Annotated in this window: 14 protein-coding genes; 12 read left to right on the top strand and 2 right to left on the bottom strand. The window is 59.9% G+C overall.

Features of this window, described 5'->3' with window-relative positions:
* Positions 1 to 169 precede the first annotated feature (169 nt).
* Positions 170 to 1564 carry a PhoH family protein gene (locus ACP7B3_RS19215; RefSeq protein ID WP_053254513.1) on the bottom strand — a complete coding sequence of 465 codons (1395 nt, stop codon included), beginning with the start codon at positions 1562 to 1564 and terminating at the stop codon, positions 170 to 172.
* Positions 1565 to 1912: 348 nt separating this feature from the next.
* A complete protein-coding gene (locus ACP7B3_RS19210; RefSeq protein ID WP_124416481.1) occupies positions 1913 to 3037 on the bottom strand; it encodes a polysaccharide deacetylase family protein in 1125 nt (374 codons plus the stop codon).
* 399 nt (positions 3038 to 3436) lie between these two features.
* On the opposite strand from ACP7B3_RS19210, the gene yaaA reads away from it, so the two are divergent.
* From yaaA to ACP7B3_RS19150, 12 genes are all read left to right on the top strand, one after another.
* Positions 3437 to 4216, top strand: coding sequence for a peroxide stress protein YaaA (gene yaaA, locus ACP7B3_RS19205; protein ID WP_426180235.1), 780 nt, complete (start codon positions 3437 to 3439; stop codon positions 4214 to 4216).
* Between the two features lie 901 nt (positions 4217 to 5117).
* On the top strand, positions 5118 to 6434 hold the full coding sequence (locus ACP7B3_RS19200) for a nucleotide sugar dehydrogenase (RefSeq protein WP_106579580.1): 1317 nt from the start codon (positions 5118 to 5120) through the stop codon (positions 6432 to 6434).
* 83 nt (positions 6435 to 6517) lie between these two features.
* Positions 6518 to 7999, top strand: a complete 1482-nt coding sequence (alg8, locus tag ACP7B3_RS19195) for a mannuronan synthase (RefSeq protein WP_178119688.1) — start codon at positions 6518 to 6520, stop codon at positions 7997 to 7999.
* A gap of 36 nt (positions 8000 to 8035) precedes the next feature.
* Positions 8036 to 9202: an alginate biosynthesis protein Alg44 gene (locus ACP7B3_RS19190; RefSeq protein ID WP_145161270.1), complete on the top strand. Its 1167-nt coding sequence runs from the start codon at positions 8036 to 8038 to the stop codon at positions 9200 to 9202.
* Positions 9203 to 9294: 92 nt separating this feature from the next.
* Complete coding sequence (gene algK / locus ACP7B3_RS19185; protein WP_426180232.1) at positions 9295 to 10734, top strand: alginate biosynthesis TPR repeat lipoprotein AlgK; 1440 nt, start codon at positions 9295 to 9297, stop codon at positions 10732 to 10734.
* Positions 10731 to 12218 carry an alginate export family protein gene (locus tag ACP7B3_RS19180; RefSeq protein WP_145161268.1) on the top strand — a complete coding sequence of 496 codons (1488 nt, stop codon included), beginning with the start codon at positions 10731 to 10733 and terminating at the stop codon, positions 12216 to 12218. The genes algK and ACP7B3_RS19180 overlap by 4 nt, the downstream gene beginning before the upstream one ends.
* Positions 12218 to 13792, top strand: a complete 1575-nt coding sequence (gene algG, locus ACP7B3_RS19175) for a mannuronan 5-epimerase AlgG (RefSeq protein WP_242194603.1) — start codon at positions 12218 to 12220, stop codon at positions 13790 to 13792. The genes ACP7B3_RS19180 and algG overlap by 1 nt, the downstream gene beginning before the upstream one ends.
* An 11-nt stretch (positions 13793 to 13803) precedes the next feature.
* Positions 13804 to 15249 carry an alginate O-acetyltransferase gene (locus tag ACP7B3_RS19170; RefSeq protein WP_426180467.1) on the top strand — a complete coding sequence of 482 codons (1446 nt, stop codon included), beginning with the start codon at positions 13804 to 13806 and terminating at the stop codon, positions 15247 to 15249.
* 24 nt (positions 15250 to 15273) lie between these two features.
* A complete protein-coding gene (locus ACP7B3_RS19165; RefSeq protein ID WP_426180230.1) occupies positions 15274 to 16383 on the top strand; it encodes a mannuronate-specific alginate lyase in 1110 nt (369 codons plus the stop codon).
* 153 nt (positions 16384 to 16536) lie between these two features.
* Positions 16537 to 18069: an MBOAT family O-acyltransferase gene (locus tag ACP7B3_RS19160; protein ID WP_262206501.1), complete on the top strand. Its 1533-nt coding sequence runs from the start codon at positions 16537 to 16539 to the stop codon at positions 18067 to 18069.
* A gap of 12 nt (positions 18070 to 18081) precedes the next feature.
* Complete coding sequence (locus ACP7B3_RS19155; RefSeq protein WP_262206499.1) at positions 18082 to 19266, top strand: alginate O-acetyltransferase; 1185 nt, start codon at positions 18082 to 18084, stop codon at positions 19264 to 19266.
* 16 nt (positions 19267 to 19282) lie between these two features.
* Complete coding sequence (locus ACP7B3_RS19150; protein ID WP_053254501.1) at positions 19283 to 19939, top strand: alginate O-acetyltransferase AlgF; 657 nt, start codon at positions 19283 to 19285, stop codon at positions 19937 to 19939.
* Positions 19940 to 19993: the final 54 nt, after the last annotated feature.

The following is a 19993-nucleotide window of genomic DNA, read 5'->3' as shown; positions in this document are numbered from 1 at the left end:
CTTATGGTTTTTGCGGCGAGAAAAAATGTAACAAAATAATTACAAAGTCCACAAGCACCCACGGCGCTAAATCGCAGGCAAATGTCGCACATAACAAAAACCCCGGACTTCGTGAGAAATCCGGGGTGGTTCGTGGCATTTAGCCACCAACTGCGACAGGGTTATGTTTTTACAGGTGGGACTCGGCGTACTCGGCCAGGATCGAACGAGGCACCCCTTGCAGCGCGATATGCACGCCGTTCGGGAAGTCCTTGAAGCGTTCCGTCAGGTAAGTCAGCCCGGAGCTGGTCGCGGACAGGTAAGGGGTGTCGATCTGTGCCAGGTTGCCCAGGCACACCACTTTGGAGCCGGCGCCGGCACGGGTGATGATGGTTTTCATCTGGTGCGGCGTGAGGTTCTGGCATTCATCGATCAAAATCAGGCTTTGCTGGAAGCTGCGACCTCGGATGTAGTTGAGGGATTTGAACTGCAACGGCACTTTGCTGAGGATGTAATCGACGCTGCCATGGGTGTTTTCGTCATCCATGTGCAAGGCTTCGAGGTTGTCGGTGATCGCGCCCAGCCACGGCTCCATTTTTTCGGCTTCGGTGCCGGGCAAGAAACCAATTTCCTGGTCCAGGCCCTGCACACTGCGGGTGGCGATGATGCGGCGATAGCGCTTGGTCACCATGGTCTGCTCGATGGCGGCGGCCAGGGCGAGGATGGTTTTCCCCGAACCTGCGGCGCCGGTCAGGTTGACCAGGTGGATGTCCGGGTCGAGCAGCGCATACAGCGCCAGGCTCTGGTAGATGTCACGCGGTTTCAGGCCCCAGGCTTCCTGGTGCAACAGGGGTTCCTGATGCAGGTCGAGGATCAGCAGTTTGTCGACCTGGATTTCTTTGATCCAGCCCACAAACCCCTGTTCGTCGATGATGAATTCATTGATATGCACGGCCGGCAGGTTATCGGTCAGCTGTACCTGGTGCCAGGTGCGGCCGTGGTCCTGACGGGTTTCAACTTTGCTGACGCGGTCCCAGAACGAGCCGGTCATGGTGTGATAACCGCGCGACAGCATCGACACGTCGTCGACGAGCTGGTCGGTACTGTAGTCCTCGGCAGCGATCCCACAGGCTCGTGCCTTGAGGCGCATATTGATGTCTTTGGTCACCAGCACCAGGCGCAAGTCCTTGTCACGCGCGTGCAGGTCGATCAATTGGTTGATGATTTTATTGTCGTTCAGGTTTTCCGGCAGCAGGCTGTTGGGCTCGCTGCGCTTGTTCATCAGAATCGACAACAAGCCCTTGGGCCCGCTTTTGCCACGCTGGATCGGCACGCCGACTTCAACGTCCTCGGGCGAGGCTTCGCCCAGGGTTTTGTCGATCAGGCGAATGGCCTGGCGGCATTCAGCGGCAACGCTGTGGTGGCCACTTTTGAGTTTGTCGAGCTCCTCAAGCACGATCATGGGAATGGCGACGTGGTGTTCTTCGAAGTTGAGCAGTGCGTTTGGATCGTGAATCAATACGTTGGTATCAAGCACATAAAGGATTGGCTGGTCGGAAGAAGGGTTACGTCCATGATCATCCATACTCGGTCACCTTTGTGGGAGCCAGTCGACGCAATACCACAACAGTGCTGCGCCTCGATTCGACCACCGACTGCACCGCAGTGACGTCAAGTGCAGTGCCCACATGAGGAGTCTTGGAAGACGCCACCTGTGTTGCAGGTTTCGGCGATCTGACTTCGTAATACCGCAAAAACGATGACAGGAAAAAGCACTTTGACGCTTTTTTGAAGTTTATTTTTCAGGATGACGAATAGCACTAGCCGAGTGCCAGCCACCCCGTTAAAGTCGGAAGTCCGCCTGCATCGAAATGTCGCACAAAATCACCCCGAAAATGCCTCATCCCCAACAGGGCCGGGCACTTGCGCTTTTTCAGCGAAACGCCTCCCGGCAGTCCTGCCAACCCAGCCCACTTTGCGCCGTTGCCTGCAGCAACATCGGCAATGCAACCCGTGCCTTGTCCTGGGTGTCATGAAACACAATCACGCCTTTGCGCCACAGCAACATCAATGTCAGCACCCGCTGCGCGGACTCGTCAGCCTTGAGTTTGCCCGGCTCGTCCTGGGAATCGATGTCCCACAACGCCACCTGTAAACCTTGCGCCTGGAAGAAGCCCTGGCTGTCGGCGCGACGCTGGCCATAGGGCGGGCGAAACAGCGGCACGTAGTTTTCCGGCATCAGGTTCTGCGCCAGCGCGGCACTGCGGGTGATCGAGCTTTGCCAGTCGACCCAATGGCTGTGGGACCGGTACTGCCAACCCTGAGTGCCTACGCACTGGCCTTGGTACAGCGCCTGCACATCGGCGGCGGAACTGCGCTCCACGCGGGTTTGCAGGCTGCTGCCGAGGGCGAAGAAGGTGGCGTTCATCTTTTGCTTGCGCAGGTAGTCGGTGAGCCAGTCAGTATTGCCGCTGACCGGCGCAGGGCCGCCGTCGAAGGTCAGCAGGAACAGGCGGTCGTTGAGTTCATCGCCATTGCGTTCGTGGTCGCCGAAACGCAGGACTTCACTGCTGATTTGTGGGAACAGCGCGGCTTTGCGCAGCAGTTCGTCGAGGTAGCGTTCGTGGAAATTGTGACTGGGGTTGGCCCAGCCTATATAGAAGGAGTTGTCGCTGACCTGGAATTTGCCGGCTTGCTCGCGCAGGTCGTCCATGCTTTCGACCAGGTAGCAGAATGAGGCGTCTTCTTCGCAGCTTTGTTGGGCGAAGGTGTAGTTTTCCAGCAGGCGCTGCCAGAGCTGGCGGCGCAGGTCGTCGATGGCGGCCAGGTTGATGATCTTCAGGCCCAGGCGTTGTTTGAGCGCGGCTTCGTCCTGGGCTTCGCTGGCGATTAAGCTGTGGGCGAACATCAGGATTTCGGCGCGTGAGGCAACATCGAACAGCGCGGGGCTGCTGAGTTTTTCGGGCCAGGTGGTGCGGTCCAGGCTGGCTACGTCAACCGGCGCCGCCTGGGCGCCCAGGCACAGCAAACAAGCTGACAGTAAAAACGCAATTCGCACACGGGGTCTCCCTTTCCAGAGTTGTCGGGCACTATAGCCGATCGTCCGGGCTGGGTTATTGGGTTGGTGGGGATATCCGTTATTTGAGTGATGGCTGAGATGGAAGCTGAACTCAATCAAATGTGGGGGGTGGCTTGCTCGCGAAGGCGGTGGGTCAGTGGCACATGAGCTGACTGAACCACCGCCTTCGCGGGCAAGCCCGCTCCCACATTTGGATCTCTGGGCATCAGTCAGAGGTGTGTAGATCTGCTGGCCGAGGCACCGAGTGCTGGGGCACAGACCTTTTGGTTACTTTTGGCTGGGCCGGATACACACCCGCAGCCCCCTCTATCACCATCATAGGTGGAGTCAAACCCCGCGCCCCCCTAGAATCCCCCCACGATTACAGGAGCCAACTTCATGCTGATGGTGATTTCCCCCGCCAAAACCCTCGACTTCGAGTCCAAGCCGGTCACCCCGCGCTTCACCCAGCCGCAATACCTGGACCACTCCCAGGCGCTGATCGAACAACTGCGTGAACTGAGCCCTGCCCAAATCAGCGACCTGATGCACGTCTCCGACAAGATCGGCGGCCTCAACGCCGCGCGCTTCGGCAGCTGGACCCCAGCCTTCACGCCGGAAAACGCCAAGCAGGCCCTGCTGGCCTTCAAGGGCGACGTCTACACCGGCCTCAACGCCGAAACTTTCAGCGACGCCGACTTCAGCTACGCCCAGGACCACCTGCGCATGCTCTCGGGCCTGTACGGCCTGCTGCGCCCGCTGGACCTGATGATGCCGTACCGCCTCGAGATGGGCACCAAACTGGTCAACGCCCGCGGCAAGGACCTCTACGCCTTCTGGGGCACCCGCATCAGCGAGTGGCTCAACGAAGCCCTTGCCGAACAAGGCGATGACGTGCTGCTCAACCTCGCCTCTAACGAGTACTTCTCGGCGGTCAAACGCACGGCCCTGAACGCGCGGATCATCAACACCGAGTTCAAGGACCTGAAAAACGGCCAGTACAAGATCATCAGCTTCTATGCCAAAAAAGCCCGGGGCCTGATGAGCCGTTTTGTGATCCAAGAGCGCATCAACGATCCGGCCAAGCTCAAGCAGTTCGATCTGCAGGGCTATCGCTTCAATGCCGAGCAGTCCAAGCCGGACAACCTGGTGTTCCTGCGCGATCACGCACCGGAATAAGGCCCTGCACTGCCCTCACAGTCGCTAAAAAACCAATGTGGGAGCTGGCTTGTCTGCGATGGCGGTATTTCAGTCAGAGAAAAGTCGACTGATACTCCGCCATCGCAGGCAAGCCAGCTCCCACCTTTTTATCTGCATTCCAAGCCAACGATCGCCATTTATTTGGCGCCAAAAAACATCCTGTCGCATTCCTAACGAATCTTTCACTCGACATTTCTGAATTTTTTTCGTAGTGGCACCACTTTTTTAAAACACTAGTGGCACAAAACTATCCCTTCGCGCCAACTACCTGTAACTACTGGCCCAAATAGCAAGTGCTATCAATATAGTACCAGTGCCATCTTTTCTAATATTTCAAGAAATTTCCGAAAACAGGATGAGTGGCCAGGAACTTCACCCTAAAGCACCGCTCATACCACCGGTAACGAAATTCTCTGTTGCTGTAAGAGATGACTTACATGGCGACCAACGGAAGTAGCAAAGTTGTCACATTTAACTTTGACTCAGGGGTCATATTACAAACCGATTAGTTGAGAGCGGCGATAAGGATGCATTGCCACCCACTATAAGGCCAAGGCTCAGCTTCCCTTAATGGGTCAGTGAGATAACCCAAGGCATTGATATTTAAAGGCTTAAAGCCTCTATCAAGGCTCTGCGGCACTGGCGCCAGGCCCTTCTCCCAGGAAGGCCGGCTGCATTACAGGGCAAGCACCAATAACAAGGCCACGTTTCGCACAACTTGAGTGCAATAGTTAGTCACTCGTTATTCAACATGCCTGCACGCGGCAAGTCGGCGTCTATTCGCCCAACTTTCGCGGCATCAGTGACGCTTGCAAACATGAACTCCGGCCATCTAATTGGCATGATTAATATCGTCTTCAATGACAAAGAGGTAAATGCGATGCGCATCAGCATATTTGGTTTGGGTTACGTTGGCGCAGTGTGTGCCGGTTGCCTGTCTGCCCGTGGCCACGAAGTGGTCGGCGTGGACATCTCCAAGGAAAAGATTGATCTGATCAATGCGGGCAAATCGCCAATCGTTGAACCGGGTCTGGGCGAACTGCTGAGCCAGGGTATCGAGACCGGGCGGCTGCGCGGCACGACCAATTTCGCCGAGGCCATCCGCGATACCGACTTGTCGATGATCTGCGTGGGCACGCCCAGCAAGAAAAACGGCGACCTGGAACTCAACTACATCGAATCGGTATGCCGCGAGATCGGTTTTGTCCTGCGTGACAAAACCACCCGCCACACCATCGTGGTACGCAGCACCGTATTGCCGGGCACTGTGGCCAATGTGGTGATCCCGATCCTCGAAGACTGCTCCGGCAAGAAGGCCGGCGTCGACTTCGGTGTCGCGGTCAACCCGGAATTCCTGCGTGAATCCACCGCCATCGCCGACTACGACCTGCCACCGATGACCGTCATCGGCGAGTTCGACAAAGCCTCCGGCGATGTCCTGCAGTCGCTGTACGAAGAACTCGACGCGCCGATCATCCGCAAGGACATCGCCGTTGCCGAAATGATCAAGTACACCTGCAACGTGTGGCACGCCACCAAAGTCACCTTCGCCAACGAAATCGGCAACATCGCCAAAGCGGTCGGCGTCGATGGTCGCGAAGTGATGGAAGTGGTCTGCCAGGACAAAACCCTCAACCTGTCCCAGTACTACATGCGCCCAGGCTTCGCCTTCGGCGGTTCGTGCCTGCCCAAAGACGTGCGCGCCCTGACCTACCGCGCAGGCTCCCTGGACGTGGAAGCGCCGCTGCTCAACTCGCTGATGCGCAGCAACGAATCCCAGGTGCAGAACGCCTTCGACATCGTCGAAAGCCACGACAAGCGCAAAGTTGCCCTGCTGGGCCTGAGCTTCAAGGCCGGCACCGATGACCTGCGTGAAAGCCCGCTGGTGGAACTGGCGGAAATGCTGATCGGCAAGGGCTACGACCTGAGCATCTACGACAGCAACGTCGAATACGCCCGTGTTCACGGTGCGAACAAAGACTACATCGAAGGCAAGATCCCGCACGTGTCGTCCCTGCTCAACTCGGACTTCGACGCGGTGATCAACAACTCCGACGTAATCATCCTCGGCAACCGTGACGAGAAATTCCGTGCCCTGGCGCATAACGCACCACACGGCAAGCAAGTGGTCGACCTGGTGGGCTTCATGTCCAAGGCCACCAGCGTGAGCGGCCGCACCGAAGGCATTTGCTGGTAACAGCAACAGCAAGTTCCGGGCTGCAAGCGTACCAATCCCCAGCGCTTGCAGCCTGGAGCCTTCTTCACCTTCGGATGACGCTTATGTCCAAGTTAAAACACGTACTGCTCCAATCCGCCGGCTGGCTGTTGTTTTTGAGCCTGCTGATGGGACTCGCCCTGCTGTTACCGGCGAGTACGTTCGACTCCGAGTCGAAGAATTTTATTTTCCTGATTGGCGCCGTCGGTATCTGGCGCTACTCGATGGGTGCTACGCATTTCTTTCGCGGCATGCTGTTCCTGTACGTGGTCTACCCACACCTGCGCCGCAAAGTGCGCAAGCTGGGCAAAGCCGCCGACCCATCCCATGTATTCCTGATGGTCACAAGCTTTCGTATCGACGCGCTGACAACCGCCCAGGTGTACAGCTCGGTGATTCGCGAGGCCATCGAATGCGGCTTCCCGACCACCGTGGTCTGCTCGTTGGTGGAAATGAGCGATGAGCTGCTGGTGAAAAGCCTGTGGGAACGCATGAACCCGCCGGACCATGTGAAGCTTGATTTTGTGCGCATCGCCGGCACCGGCAAGCGCGACGGTCTGGCCTTTGGCTTTCGCGCCATCTCCCGCCACCTGCCGGATGACCGTGCCGTGGTTGCGGTGATCGATGGCGACACCGTGCTCGCCGAAGGCGTGGTTCGCAAGACCGTGCCGTGGTTCCAGCTGTTCGGCAATGTCGGCGGCCTGACCACCAACGAGTTCTGCGAAGTGCGCGGCGGCTACATCATGAGCGAATGGCACAAGCTGCGCTTCGCCCAACGCCACATCAACATGTGCTCCATGGCCCTGTCCAAGCGCGTGCTGACCATGACCGGGCGCATGTCGGTGTTCCGTGCCAGCGTGGTCACCGACCCGGGCTTTATCGCCGACGTGGAAAGCGACTCGCTGCAACACTGGCGCCTGGGCCGTTTCAAGTTTTTGACCGGCGATGACAAATCCAGCTGGTTCAGCCTGATGCGCCTGGGCTACGACACGTTCTACGTGCCGGACGCTGCCATCAACACCGTGGAACACCCGCCGGAAAAGAGCTTTATCAAAGCCAGCCGCAAACTGATGTTCCGCTGGTACGGCAACAACCTGCGCCAGAACTCGCGTGCCCTGGGCCTGGGCGTACGCCGGCTCGGCCTGTTCACCAGCGTGGTGCTGTTCGACCAGCGTGTGTCGATGTGGACCTCCCTGCTCGGCCTGACCGTGGCAATCATCGCCACCTTCAAATACGGCGGCGCATTCATCCTCGCGTACCTGCTGTGGATCGGCATCACCCGCCTGATTCTGACCCTGCTGCTGTCGTGCTCCGGTCACAAGATCGGCCCGGCCTACCCGGTGATTCTCTATTACAACCAGATCATGGGCGCGCTGGTGAAGATCTACGTGTTCTTCCGCCTTGATCAACAGTCCTGGACCCGCCAGGACACCAAACTGACCCGCGATTTGGCCAGCTTTCAACGTTGGTTCAACACCTGGTCGTCTCGGACCATGACCTTCTCCGCCGGCAGCATTTTCGTCGCCGTGTTGCTGATGATGGTCTGACCCTGCCAAGCCTGAATTAACTAGGAACTACACACCATGAATAGCCAAGTAAACGCCAACGTTGTCCACGAATCCGAAGCCCAGCGCCAACATGCCCGGGTGAAAATCCCGGCCAAGCTGCGCTTTTTCAACACCGACCGCACCCAGACCGAAGCACGGGTGATCGACCTGTCCGCCGGCGGCCTGGCGTTCACCGCTACCCAGCCGTTGACCGTCGGTGAAGTGCACAAGGGCCGCCTGCAATTTGTCATCGATAACCTCGGCCTGGCGATGGACGTAGAGCTGCAGATTCGCTCCTACGACCGCCAGACCGGCCGCACCGGTTGCCAGTTCCAGAACCTGGACGCCCAGGATATTTCCACCCTGCGCCACCTGATCACCTCGCACTTGTCCGGCGACATCGTGACCATGGGCGACGTGCTGGCGACCCTGCAGCGCGACAACTTCACCAAGGCGCGCAAGGTCAAGGACGGCGGCAGCAACATGAGCGCCGCGGGCCGCCTGCGCGCCGTGGTGTTCAGCGCAGGTATCTTCATCGTCGGCCTGGCAGCGTTCGGTTTCGTCCTCAAATCCATTTACGGCATGTACTTCGTCAGCCACGCTCAGGCTGGCCTCGTCAGCGTGCCAGGCATGAACGTGACCATGCCGCGCGACGGCACCGTGCAAAGCCTGCTCAAAGGTGACGCGGTTGCCGCCAAAGGCGCGCCACTGGCGACCTTCAGCACCAGCATGCTCGATGTGCTCAAGGGCCATCTGGACGAAGACCAACTGCAACCGGCCAAGGTCGAAGAGCTGTTCGGCAAGCAAATGACCGGCACCCTGACCTCGCCTTGCGATTGCGTGGTGGCCCAGCAACTGGTCGCCGACGGTCAGTACGCCAGCAAAGGCGATGTGATCTTCCAACTGGTGCCACGCGGCAGCCTGGCCAATGTGGAAGCGCGCTTCACCTACCGCCAGTTCGCCGACGTTCGCCCAGGCACACCAGTAAGCTTCCAGGTTGCCGACGAAGAACAGATCCGCACCGGCACCATCGTCAGCAGCACCAGCCTGAACAGCGCCGACTTGTCCTCCGACATCCGCGTGCAGATCAAGCCGGATGCGCCGCTGGACAGCACCTACGCCGGTCGCCCGGTAGAAGTGACCAGCGACCGTGGCCCATCGCTGAACTGGCTGATCGATAAAGCCATGGCTCACGGCCTGTAAGCGAGGACATGCCTGTGAACCCTATTTCAAAAACAGCATTGACCCATGTGGGAGCCGGGCTCGCCCGCGATGCAGGCGACTCGGTTTTTCAGATGCACCGAGGTGACGCCATCGCAGGCAAACCAGCTCCCACACAAAGCAGATTTCACTCTGCCTCTGCGCTCTGCGCGCTGGCATTGGCGGTGAGCCTGGCCGGTTGCGCCGGCCTGCCCGACCAGCGCTTGGCCAACGAAGCCTTGAAACGTGGCGACACGGTGACCGCCCAGCAGAACTATCAGCAGCTGGCAGACCTGGGTTACAGCGAGGCCCAAGTGGGCCTGGCCGATATCCAGGTGACCACCCGTGACCCCGAGCAAATCCGCCAGGCCGAAGCCACCTACCGCGCGGCCGCCGATACCTCGCCACGCGCCCAGGCCCGCCTGGGTCGCCTGCTGGTGGCCAAGCCCGGTGCCACAGAGGCCGAGCAACACGAGGCCGAAGGCCTGCTGAAAAAAGCCTTTGCCAATGGCGAAGGCAATACCCTGATTCCGCTGGCGATGCTGTACCTGCAGTACCCGCACAGCTTCCCCAACGTGAATGCTCAACAGCAGATCAGCAAATGGCAGGCCGCGGGTTACCCGGAAGCAGGTCTGGCCCAAGTGCTGCTGTATCGCACCCAGGACACCTACGACCAGCATCTGGATGACGTGGAGCGCATCTGCAAAGCCGCGCTGAACACCACCGACATCTGCTACGTCGAGCTGGCCACGGTCTACCAGAAAAAAGCCGAGCCGGAAAAACAGGCCGAACTGCTCAAGCAGATGGAAGCCGGCTACAGCCGTGGCACCGTCACCGCGCAGCGTGTCGACAGCGTGGCCCGCGTGTTGGGCGATGCGACTTTGGGCAAGACCGACGAAAAAACCGCGCAAGCCCTGCTGGAAAAAATCGCCCCCGGCTACCCGGCATCCTGGGTCAGCCTGGCGCAACTGCTCTACGACTTCCCCGAACTGGGCGACGTCGATCAGATGATGAAGTACCTGGACAACGGCCGCGCCGCCGACCAGCCGCGCGCCGAGCTGTTGCTGGGCAAGCTCTATTACGAAGGCAAGTGGGTCCCGGCAGATGCCAAGGCCGCCGAAGCGCATTTCGAGAAAGCCGTGGGCAAGGAAGTGGCCGCCGATTACTACCTCGGCCAGATCTACCGCCGTGGCTACCTGGGCAAGGTCTATTCGCAAAAAGCCCTCGACCATTTGCTGACGGCTGCGCGCAACGGCCAGAACAGCGCCGACTTCGCCATCGCGCAATTGTTTTCCCAAGGCAAGGGCACCAAGCCCGACCCATTGAACGCCTACGTCTTCAGCCAGTTGGCTAAAGCCCAGGACACGCCAGAGGCCAATGACTTGGCCACGCAGCTCGAAGCCCCGCTCACGCCAGAGCAACGCGCCGAAGGCCAACGCCTGGTGCAACAGGAACTGGCCGCGCGCGGCACCCTGGCCCAGAGCACGCTGCAACTGCACGCCCTGCAAGAAGAAGACGGCGAGGAATCCCTATGAAGCTCAATCCATTCGTCAAGGCCGGCATCGGCCTGACCTTCGCCCTGCTGTGGTCGTGCCCGACCCTGGCCGCGCTGACCGAAGCAAAGAACTTCGGCCTGGAAGTCAAAGCCACCGCGCAATCGGAAGATGACCGCGACCTCGGCACGCAGAAAGGCGGCGACGTCAACGGCATCGGCCTTGACCTGCGCCCGTGGATCTACGGCGAAAGCGGCGCGTGGAGCGCCTACGCCATGGGCCAGGCGGTCGTGTCGAGCGACATCATCGAGACCGACACGCTGCAACAGTCCTCCGATGACACAACCGAACAATCGAGCAATGACGACCGCAAGGCCAAGAAGAACTACCTGGCCCTGCGCGAGTTCTGGGTCGGCTACAGCGGCTTTACGCCCTACCCCGGCGAGATCCTCAAGTTCGGCCGCCAGCGCCTGCGCAATGACGACGGCCAATGGCGCGACACCAACATCGAAGCGCTGAACTGGACCTTCGACACCACGTTGCTCAAGGCCAACGTCGGCGCTGCCGAACGCTTCAGCGAATACCGCACCGACCTCAAGGAACTGTCGCCCAAGGACAAGGACCGCCAGCACTTCTACGCTGACGCCGCCTACCAGTGGACGCCGGGGCAGTGGATCGGCCTGCGCGGTCACCACACCCATGACGACGGCAAGCTCGACTACGCCGAACCGGGCGTGGCCACCGACCCGTTGGACAAACGCGAGAATGGCGACCTGACCTGGCTCGGCATCGAAGCCAACAGCGACGCCTACAACTGGCGCAACACCAACACTGTCAACTACTGGGCCAGCGTCACCGGCATGAAAGGCGACCGCGACACGGTCAACGCCCTAAACAAAGACGGGACCCGCCCAACCGAAGCCAAGCGCAGCGATGACGTGAGTGGCTGGGCCACGGACCTGGGTGTGCGCCTGCGTCTGGACCCGCAATGGCAAGTCGGCGCGGCCTACTCCCGCGCGAGTGCCAACTACGAGCAGAACGGCCTGCAAAGCAACCGTTCGAACTGGACCGGCACCCAGTCCCGCGTGCACCGCTTCGGCGAGGCGTTTCGTGGCGAGATGAACAACATGCAGTCCATGAGCCTGTTCGGTTCCTGGCAGCTGCGCGAGGACTATGACGCCAGCCTGGTCTATCACAAATTCTGGCGCGTGGACGGTAACAAGCCGGTGGGCAGCAACGGCATCGATGCCGTGCAGAACAACACCGATGACGTGACCGGCGCGATCCTGTCCAGCACTTCCCTGCCGCTTGAAGACGGCAAGAAAGACCTGGGCCAGGAGATGGACCTGGTGGTCACCAAGTACTTCAAGAAAGGCCTGCTGCCGGCCGCGCTCAGTCAGTCGATCGACGAACCGTCGGCGCTGGTGCGCTTGCGTGCCGGCGTGTTCAAGCCGGGTGATGCCTATGGCAGCCAGGTCGACTCGTACATGCATCGCGCCTTTGTCGACGTGATCTGGAAGTTCTGATGGGAGCCTGCGCAATGATTCCTCAAAAATTGCTGGTTGCCGCGATGCTGATGGCCAGTGCCACAGCCTTCGCCGACACCCCGCAGCAGGGCAAGGCGCCGACTATCGCCAAAGAACTGCAACAGGCCAAGACCTACACCATCTCCAGCCCGCCGACCGCGCCGCTGGAAATGGCCAAGCCTGCCCTGCCGGACCTGTCGGGCTACACCGCCGCGGCGATGGAAAAGAAGATCGTCAGAAGCAAGCCCGGCAAAATCAGCATCCGCCGCATGATGCAGGAAGACGCGCTCAAGGACTTTATCGGCGGCGATAACAAGATGGCCGAATGGGTGGTGCGCCAGCACGGCATTCCCCAGGCGATCTTTGTCGACGACGGCTACCTGAACCTCAAGGACCTGCTCGGCAAAGTGCCCAAGCAGTACTTCAGCGAAACCTCACCGGGTGTGTTTCTGGCCAAGCTGCCAATCGTGGTCGGGCGCAAGGGCATTCTGGAAATCGACAAGAAGACCCAGGAGCTGCGCCTGTCCCAGCAAGCCGGTTCGTTCCTGATCAACGACGGTCAGCTGTTTGTGCGTGACACCAAGATCACCGGTTGGAACGAAAAGACCAATGGCCCGGCGCTGTTTCAGTCGCCCAAGGAGTTCCGCCCGTTCCTGCTGGCCTGGGGCGGCACCGAGACTTACGTCGCCAACAGCAAGATGGCCAGCTTCGGCTACGCCAACAGTAAGTCGTACGGGGTGAGTATTTCCCAGTACACGCCGAACATGGCCAAGGTGCTCAAGCGCCCTGAGCCGACCGGCTGGATCGTCGATTCCGAGTTCTCGGACATGTGGTACGGCTTCTACTGCTACGAAACCACCGGCTTTGTGCTCAAGGGCAATACCTACAAAGACAACATCGTCTACGGCATTGACCCGCACGACCGTTCCCACGGCCTGATCATTGCGGACAACACCGTCTACGGCACCAAGAAGAAGCACGGCATCATCATTTCCCGGGAAGTGAACGACAGCTTCATCTTCAACAACCGCAGCTACGACAACAAGCTGTCGGGCCTGGTGATCGACCGTAACAGCGTCAACAACCTGATCGCCGACAACGAGATCTACCGCAACCACACCGACGGCATCACGCTCTATGAGAGCGCTGACAACCTGCTGTGGGGCAACAAGGTGATCAGCAACCGTCGCCACGGCATTCGCATCCGTAACAGCGTGAACATCCGCCTGTACGAGAACACCTCGATGGCCAACGGGCTGACCGGCGTGTACGGCCACATCAAGGATTTGACCGACACCGACCGTGACATCGCCCTCGACCCGTTCGACGCCAAGGTCTCGCTGATCGTGGTCGGCGGTGAATTGGCGGGTAACGGCAGCGGGCCGCTGTCCATTGACTCGCCCTTGAGTGTCGAGCTGTACCGCGTGTCGATGCTGGCGCCGACCAAATCCAGCGGCATCAGCTTCAACGGCGTGCTGGGTGATCGGCAGGAAGAAATTCTCGACCTGTTGGTGCGCCAACAGAAAGCCGTGCTGATCGACCCTGTCGAACGCCAGACCGAAATGCAGGACTGAGGATGACCCTTATGCACCCACACATGATCAAACTGCTGAGCCTCTCGGGTCTGACCCTCGGCCTGCTGGCGGCCAGCCAAGGCGTACGCGCCGATGACGTCAAGGCGCCGACCTTTACCGCCGAACCGTGCTGCAGCCTGTGCCCCGCGGCCCATGACGCGAAGAACTACACCACGCGCTATCAGCAGAACTTCACCACCCTGATACAAGCCCAGGGCGACTGGCTGTTCCGTACCCAGGAAGACCTGCGCACCGAATTTGACACCAGCCCCGCCGGCTACAAACGCATGCAACAGCTGCACGATGCGTTCAAGGCCAAGGGTGTGGAATTGGTGGTGGTCTACCAGCCGACCCGTGGCCTGGTGAACCGCAACAAGCTCAACCCCGAAGAGAAAGCCAAGTTCGATTTCGACAAGGCACTGGGCAACTACAAAACCATGCTCGGCCGTTTTGCCAAGATGGGCTACGTGGTGCCGGACTTGTCGCCGCTGACCAACGAGCAACTGCCGGATGAACTGCCGGCCCACGATTTCTACTTCCGCGGCGACCAACACTGGACGCCCTACGGTGCCCAGCGCACCGCGAAAATCGTCGGTGCCAAAGTGCGTGCGATGCCTGAGTTTGCGGATATTCCCAAGCGCGAATTCGAAACCAAGCGCTCCGGACGCATGGGTAAGACCGGCACCCTGCACAACATGGCCGGGCAACTGTGCGGCACCAGCTACGCGATCCAGTACATGGACCAGTTCACTACCGAGCCCAAAGGCGAAGCCGGTGACGGCGACCTGTTCGGCGATTCGGGCAACCCGCAGATCACCCTGGTCGGCACCAGCCACAGCGGCAAGAACTACAACTTCGCCGGCTTCCTCGAGCAGGAAATCGGCGCCGACATCCTCAACGTCGCTTTCCCCGGCGGTGGCCTCGAAGGCTCGATGATCCAGTACCTGGGCAGCGATGAATTCCAGAAAACCCCGCCGAAAATTCTGATCTGGGAATTCTCGCCGCTGTACCGCCTCGACCAGGAGACCATCTACCGCCAGATGATGTCGCTGCTCGACAACGGCTGCGAAGGCAAGACCGCGCAGATGAGCGCCAGCACCACGCTCAAACCCGGCAAGAACGAATTGCTGGTCAACAGTTCGAACAAAGACCTGCGTAACAGCAGTCACCAGGTCGACATCCGCTTCGCCGACCCGTCGGTGAAAACCCTGCAAGCCACCCTCTGGTACATGAACGGGCGCCACGAGGACATCAAGATCGAGAAACCCGAAACATCCGATACAGACGGGCGTTTCGCCTTTGAACTGCGCACCGATGAAGACTGGGCCTCGCAGAACTTGCTGGCCGTGGAAGTGCAGGGTCCCGAAGCGGGCGCTGCTGCGCAGAAAGTCGAAGCGAAAATTTGCACACGCAACGTATTCCCTAGCGGCGGTCAGAAGACTGCTTCGCTGCCGTGAAGTAAGTGCGCAATGAGGTTACCTATGCAGAAGTTATTGATTCCAACGCTGCTTGGCCTGGCGATGTTCGCCGGTTCAGTCAACGCCGCCGCGCCACTGCGTCCACCTCGGGGCTATTTCGCCCCGGTGGAAGCGTTCAAGACCGGCGACTTCAAGAATGACTGCGACGCCATGCCGGCGCCGTACACCGGCTCGCTGCAATTTCGCAGCAAGTACGAAGGTTCGGACAAAGCCCGTTCCACCTTGAATGTGCAGTCCGAAAAAGCCTTTCGCGACAGCACGGCCGACATCACCAAGCTGGAAAAAGACACCAGCAAGCGCGTGATGCAGTTCATGCGCGACGGTCGTCCGCAGCAGCTGGAATGCACGCTCAACTGGCTGACCAGCTGGGCCAAGGCGGATGCGTTGATGTCCAAGGACTTCAACCACACCGGCAAGTCCATGCGCAAATGGGCGCTGGGCAGCATGGCCTCGGCCTATGTGCGCCTGAAGTTCTCCGACTCCCACCCGTTGGCCAACCACCAGCAGGAGTCGCAGGTGATCGAAGCCTGGTTCAACAAGCTGGCCGATCAGGTGGTGAGCGATTGGGACAACCTGCCGCTGGAAAAAACCAACAACCACTCCTACTGGGCCGCCTGGTCGGTGATGGCAACCTCCGTCGCCACCAACCGTCGCGACCTGTTTGATTGGGCCGTGAAGGAATACAAAGTCGGCGCCAACCAGGTCGATGACCAGGGCTTTTTGCCCAACGAATTGAAGCGCCAGCAGCGGGCTCTGTCGTACCACAACTACGCATTGCCGCCGCTGTCGATGATCGCAAGCTTTGCCTTGGTCAACGGCGTGGATCTGCGCCAGGAAAACAACGGCGCGCTCAAACGCCTGGGCGACAAAGTGCTGGCCGGGGTGAAAGACCCGGAGATCTTCGAGAAGAAGAACGGCAAAGAGCAGGACATGAAGGACCTCAAGGAAGACATGAAATTTGCCTGGCTTGAACCCTTCTGCACCCTCTACACCTGCGCCCCGGATGTGCTCGAACGCAAGCATGGCATGCAGCCGTTCAAGACCTTCCGACTCGGCGGTGACCTGACCAAGGTCTACGACCCGACGCATGAAAAGGGCAACAAAGGAATCTGACGCAACGCGGTTGGAAAGGTGGGAGGGGCAAGCCCCCTCCCACAGTTTGAGCCGGTTTCGTCAGTAGGAATGTTGTACGGCCTCCCCCGAAATCGTGGGGGGGTTTGGGGGGGCTCTGGCCCTTGACTGTCTGTTAAACATGGAGAGATCGGGATGGTTTTCTCGTCCAATGTGTTCCTGTTTCTGTTCTTGCCGATCTTTCTCGGCTTGTACTACTTGAGCGGGCAACGCTATCGCAACCTGCTGCTGCTGATTGCCAGCTACGTGTTCTACGCCTGGTGGCGAGTGGACTTCCTGGCGCTGTTTGCCGCTGTAACGCTGTGGAATTACTGGATCGGCCTCAAGGTCGGTGCGGCAGGCGTACGCACCAAGCCGGCCCAGCGCTGGCTGCTGTTGGGCGTGGCGGTCGACCTGTGCATCCTCGGCTACTTCAAGTACGCCAACTTCGGTGTCGACAGCATCAACGTGATGATGAAGTCGGTGGGTCTGGAGCCGTTCATCCTTACCCACGTGTTGTTGCCGATCGGCATCTCGTTCTACATCTTCGAGTCCATCAGCTACATCATCGACGTGTACCGCGGCGACACCCCGGCCACCCGCAACCTCATCGACTTTGCGGCGTTCGTGGCGATCTTCCCGCACCTGATTGCCGGCCCGGTGTTGCGCTTTCGCGACCTGGCCGACCAGTTCAACAACCGCACGCACACCCTCGACAAGTTCTCCGAGGGCTGCACGCGGTTCATGCAGGGTTTCATCAAGAAGGTCTTTATCGCCGACACCCTGGCGGTGGTCGCCGACCATTGCTTCGCCCTGCAAAACCCCACCACGGGCGATGCCTGGCTGGGTGCGCTGGCGTACACCGCGCAGCTGTACTTCGACTTCTCCGGCTACAGCGACATGGCCATCGGCCTGGGCTTGATGATGGGTTTTCGCTTCATGGAAAACTTCAAGCAGCCGTACATCAGCCAGTCGATCACCGAGTTCTGGCGTCGCTGGCACATCAGCCTGTCCACCTGGCTGCGTGACTACCTGTACATCACCCTGGGCGGCAACCGTAAAGGCACGCTGATCACCTACCGCAACCTGTTCCTGACCATGCTGCTCGGTGGCCTGTGGCACGGCGCGAACATCACCTACATCGTGTGGGGTGCCTGGCACGGCATGTGGCTGGCGATTGAAAAAGCCATCGGCCTCAACACCGCGCCGCGCAGCTTCAACGTGGTGCGCTGGGCCTTCACCTTCCTGCTGGTAGTGATGGGCTGGGTGATCTTCCGCTCAGAGAACCTGCACGTCGCCGGCCGTATGTACGGCGCAATGTTCAGCTTTGGCGAATGGTCGCTGTCGGAACTCAACCGCGCCAGCCTCACCGGCCTGCAAGTGGCAACCCTGGTGGTGGCGTACGCAACGTTGGCGTTCTTCGGCCTGCGCGATTTCTACACCAACCGCCCTGCCGAGAAAGCCAAGCCGGCCGACCCGAGCCTGATCAAGGCCGTGCCGGGCGACAACCCGGGCAGCATCCACCAGCCAGGTTTCACCGTCGGCCAGGACGCCGCCGTGCAGCCGGCCTACTGGACCGCTGACTGGCCACGCTACGCCATGCGCGGCGCTGTACTGCTGCTGTTCGTGGCGTCAATCCTGAAACTGTCGGCGCAGAGTTTCTCGCCGTTCCTTTACTTCCAATTCTGAGGGGAGCCGACCATGACCCGTTCATTCCGCGTCCTCTATATCGCGCTGTTCCTGCTGGTGCTGCTGGCCCTGGGCGCCTGGTCGATGCGCAGCTTCTTCGGCTTCAGCACCAACGCCGACGCGACCGTGCTTAACGGCCGCTGGACCAAGGCCGTCGAAACACACTACGACGACCAGTTCCCGATCAAGCGCATCGGCACCAACCTGTGGGCCGCGCTGGACTACAAGCTGTTCAACGAAGGCCGCCCTGGCGTAGTGCTGGGCCGTGATCACTGGTTGTACAGCGACGAGGAGTTCAACCCCATCGTCAACGAAGACCAGAACCTTGAGGGCAACTACGCGCTGGTCGAAGGCGTGCGCCAGAAGCTCAAGGCTCAGGGCATTCAATTGGTCATGGCGATTGTGCCGGCCAAGGTGCGCCTGTACCCGGAACACCTGGGCGAAGTGAAACCGGCGAGCATCCACGCCAACCTGTATCAGGACTTCCATGCCCGTGTCGCCGCCGACAAGATCATCGCGCCCGACCTGCTAGGCCCGCTGCAACAGGCCAAGCTGGGCGGCACGCAAGTGTTCCTGCGCACCGACACCCACTGGACCCCGGACGGCGCTGAAATTGCCGCCAAGCAACTGGCCAAGGTGATCAGCGAAAAGGCTCCGCTCAGCGGTGAGCCGCAGCGCTTCGTCACCGAAGCGGAAAAAACCGAGCCGCACAAAGGCGACCTGCGTCTGTTCCTGCCGCTGGACCCGCTGTTCGAAAACCTGATGCCGCCCAAAGAGCCGCTGCAAAAACGCGTGACGCACCTGGCTGAAAACAAAGGCGACGACGGCCTGTTCAGCGACAGCGAAACCCCAGTGGCACTGGTCGGCACCAGCTACAGCGCCAACCCCAACTGGAACTTCGTCGGCGCCCTCAAGCAAGCCTTGCACAGCGACGTCATCAACTACTCCGAAGACGGCCACGGCCCGATTCTGCCGATGCTCAGCTACCTCAAAAGCGACGACTTCAAGAACAGCCCGCCACAGGTGCTGATCTGGGAGTTCCCTGAACGTTATCTGCCCGTCAACAACGAAATCGGTGATGCCGACCCGCAGTGGGTTGCGCAGCTTAAACAAGCCGGTTCGCGCCAACAGAACATGGCACTGAACACCCCAGCTAAAACCCAAAAATCCGAGACGCCCGACCGGGCGCAAAACTGAAAGAGAGGTAACTCACATGACTTTCACTACTACTCCGCGTCGTCTCGCCAAGACCCTGGCCATTGCTGCCGGCTTGAGCTTCGTATCGATGTCCGCCTTCGCCGGGGGCGACGCCGCCCTTTACGGCCCAACTGCGCCGAAAGGCTCAAGCTTTGTACGTGTGTACAACGCCAGCAACCAGGAAGTCAGCGCCACCGTCGGCGCCACCAACCTGAGCGACGTTGCGCCGCTGGCCAGCAGTGACTTCAGCTTCATGCCGGGCGGCGACTACAGCGCCAAGGTCGGCAGCCAGACCGTGCCGGTCAAACTCGCCGCCGACCACTACTACACCCTGGTCAACAGCGGCAGCGGCCAGCCCCAACTGATCGAAGAACCGCCGTTCAAGAACAAGCAGAAATCCCTGGTGCGCGTGCAGAACCTCAGCGACAAGGCCCTGACCCTGAAAACCGCCGACGGCAAGACCGACGTGGTCAAGTCGGTGGCCGCCAAAGGCCGTGGCGAGCGTGAAATCAACCCGGTGAAGGTGAGCCTGGCCCTGTATGACGGCGACAAAAAGGTCGGCGACGTGAAACCAGTGGCCCTGGAGCGCGGTGAAGCGGCGGTGCTGTATGTGACCGGTTCCGGTTCGAGCATTTCGCCAGTCTGGGTAAAACGCCCGGTATCGACCCGCTGATTAGATTCTTGAACTGACCCATGCCCCCTGTGGGAGCCGGGCTTGCCCGCGATG

Origin of the sequence: Pseudomonas sp. TWRC1-2, assembly GCF_049896685.1 — a bacterium.
Taxonomy (GTDB): Bacteria; Pseudomonadota; Gammaproteobacteria; order Pseudomonadales; family Pseudomonadaceae; genus Aquipseudomonas.
The sequence above is the reverse complement of the archived record's forward strand: the minus strand, read 5'-3'. Positions and strand labels throughout refer to the sequence as shown.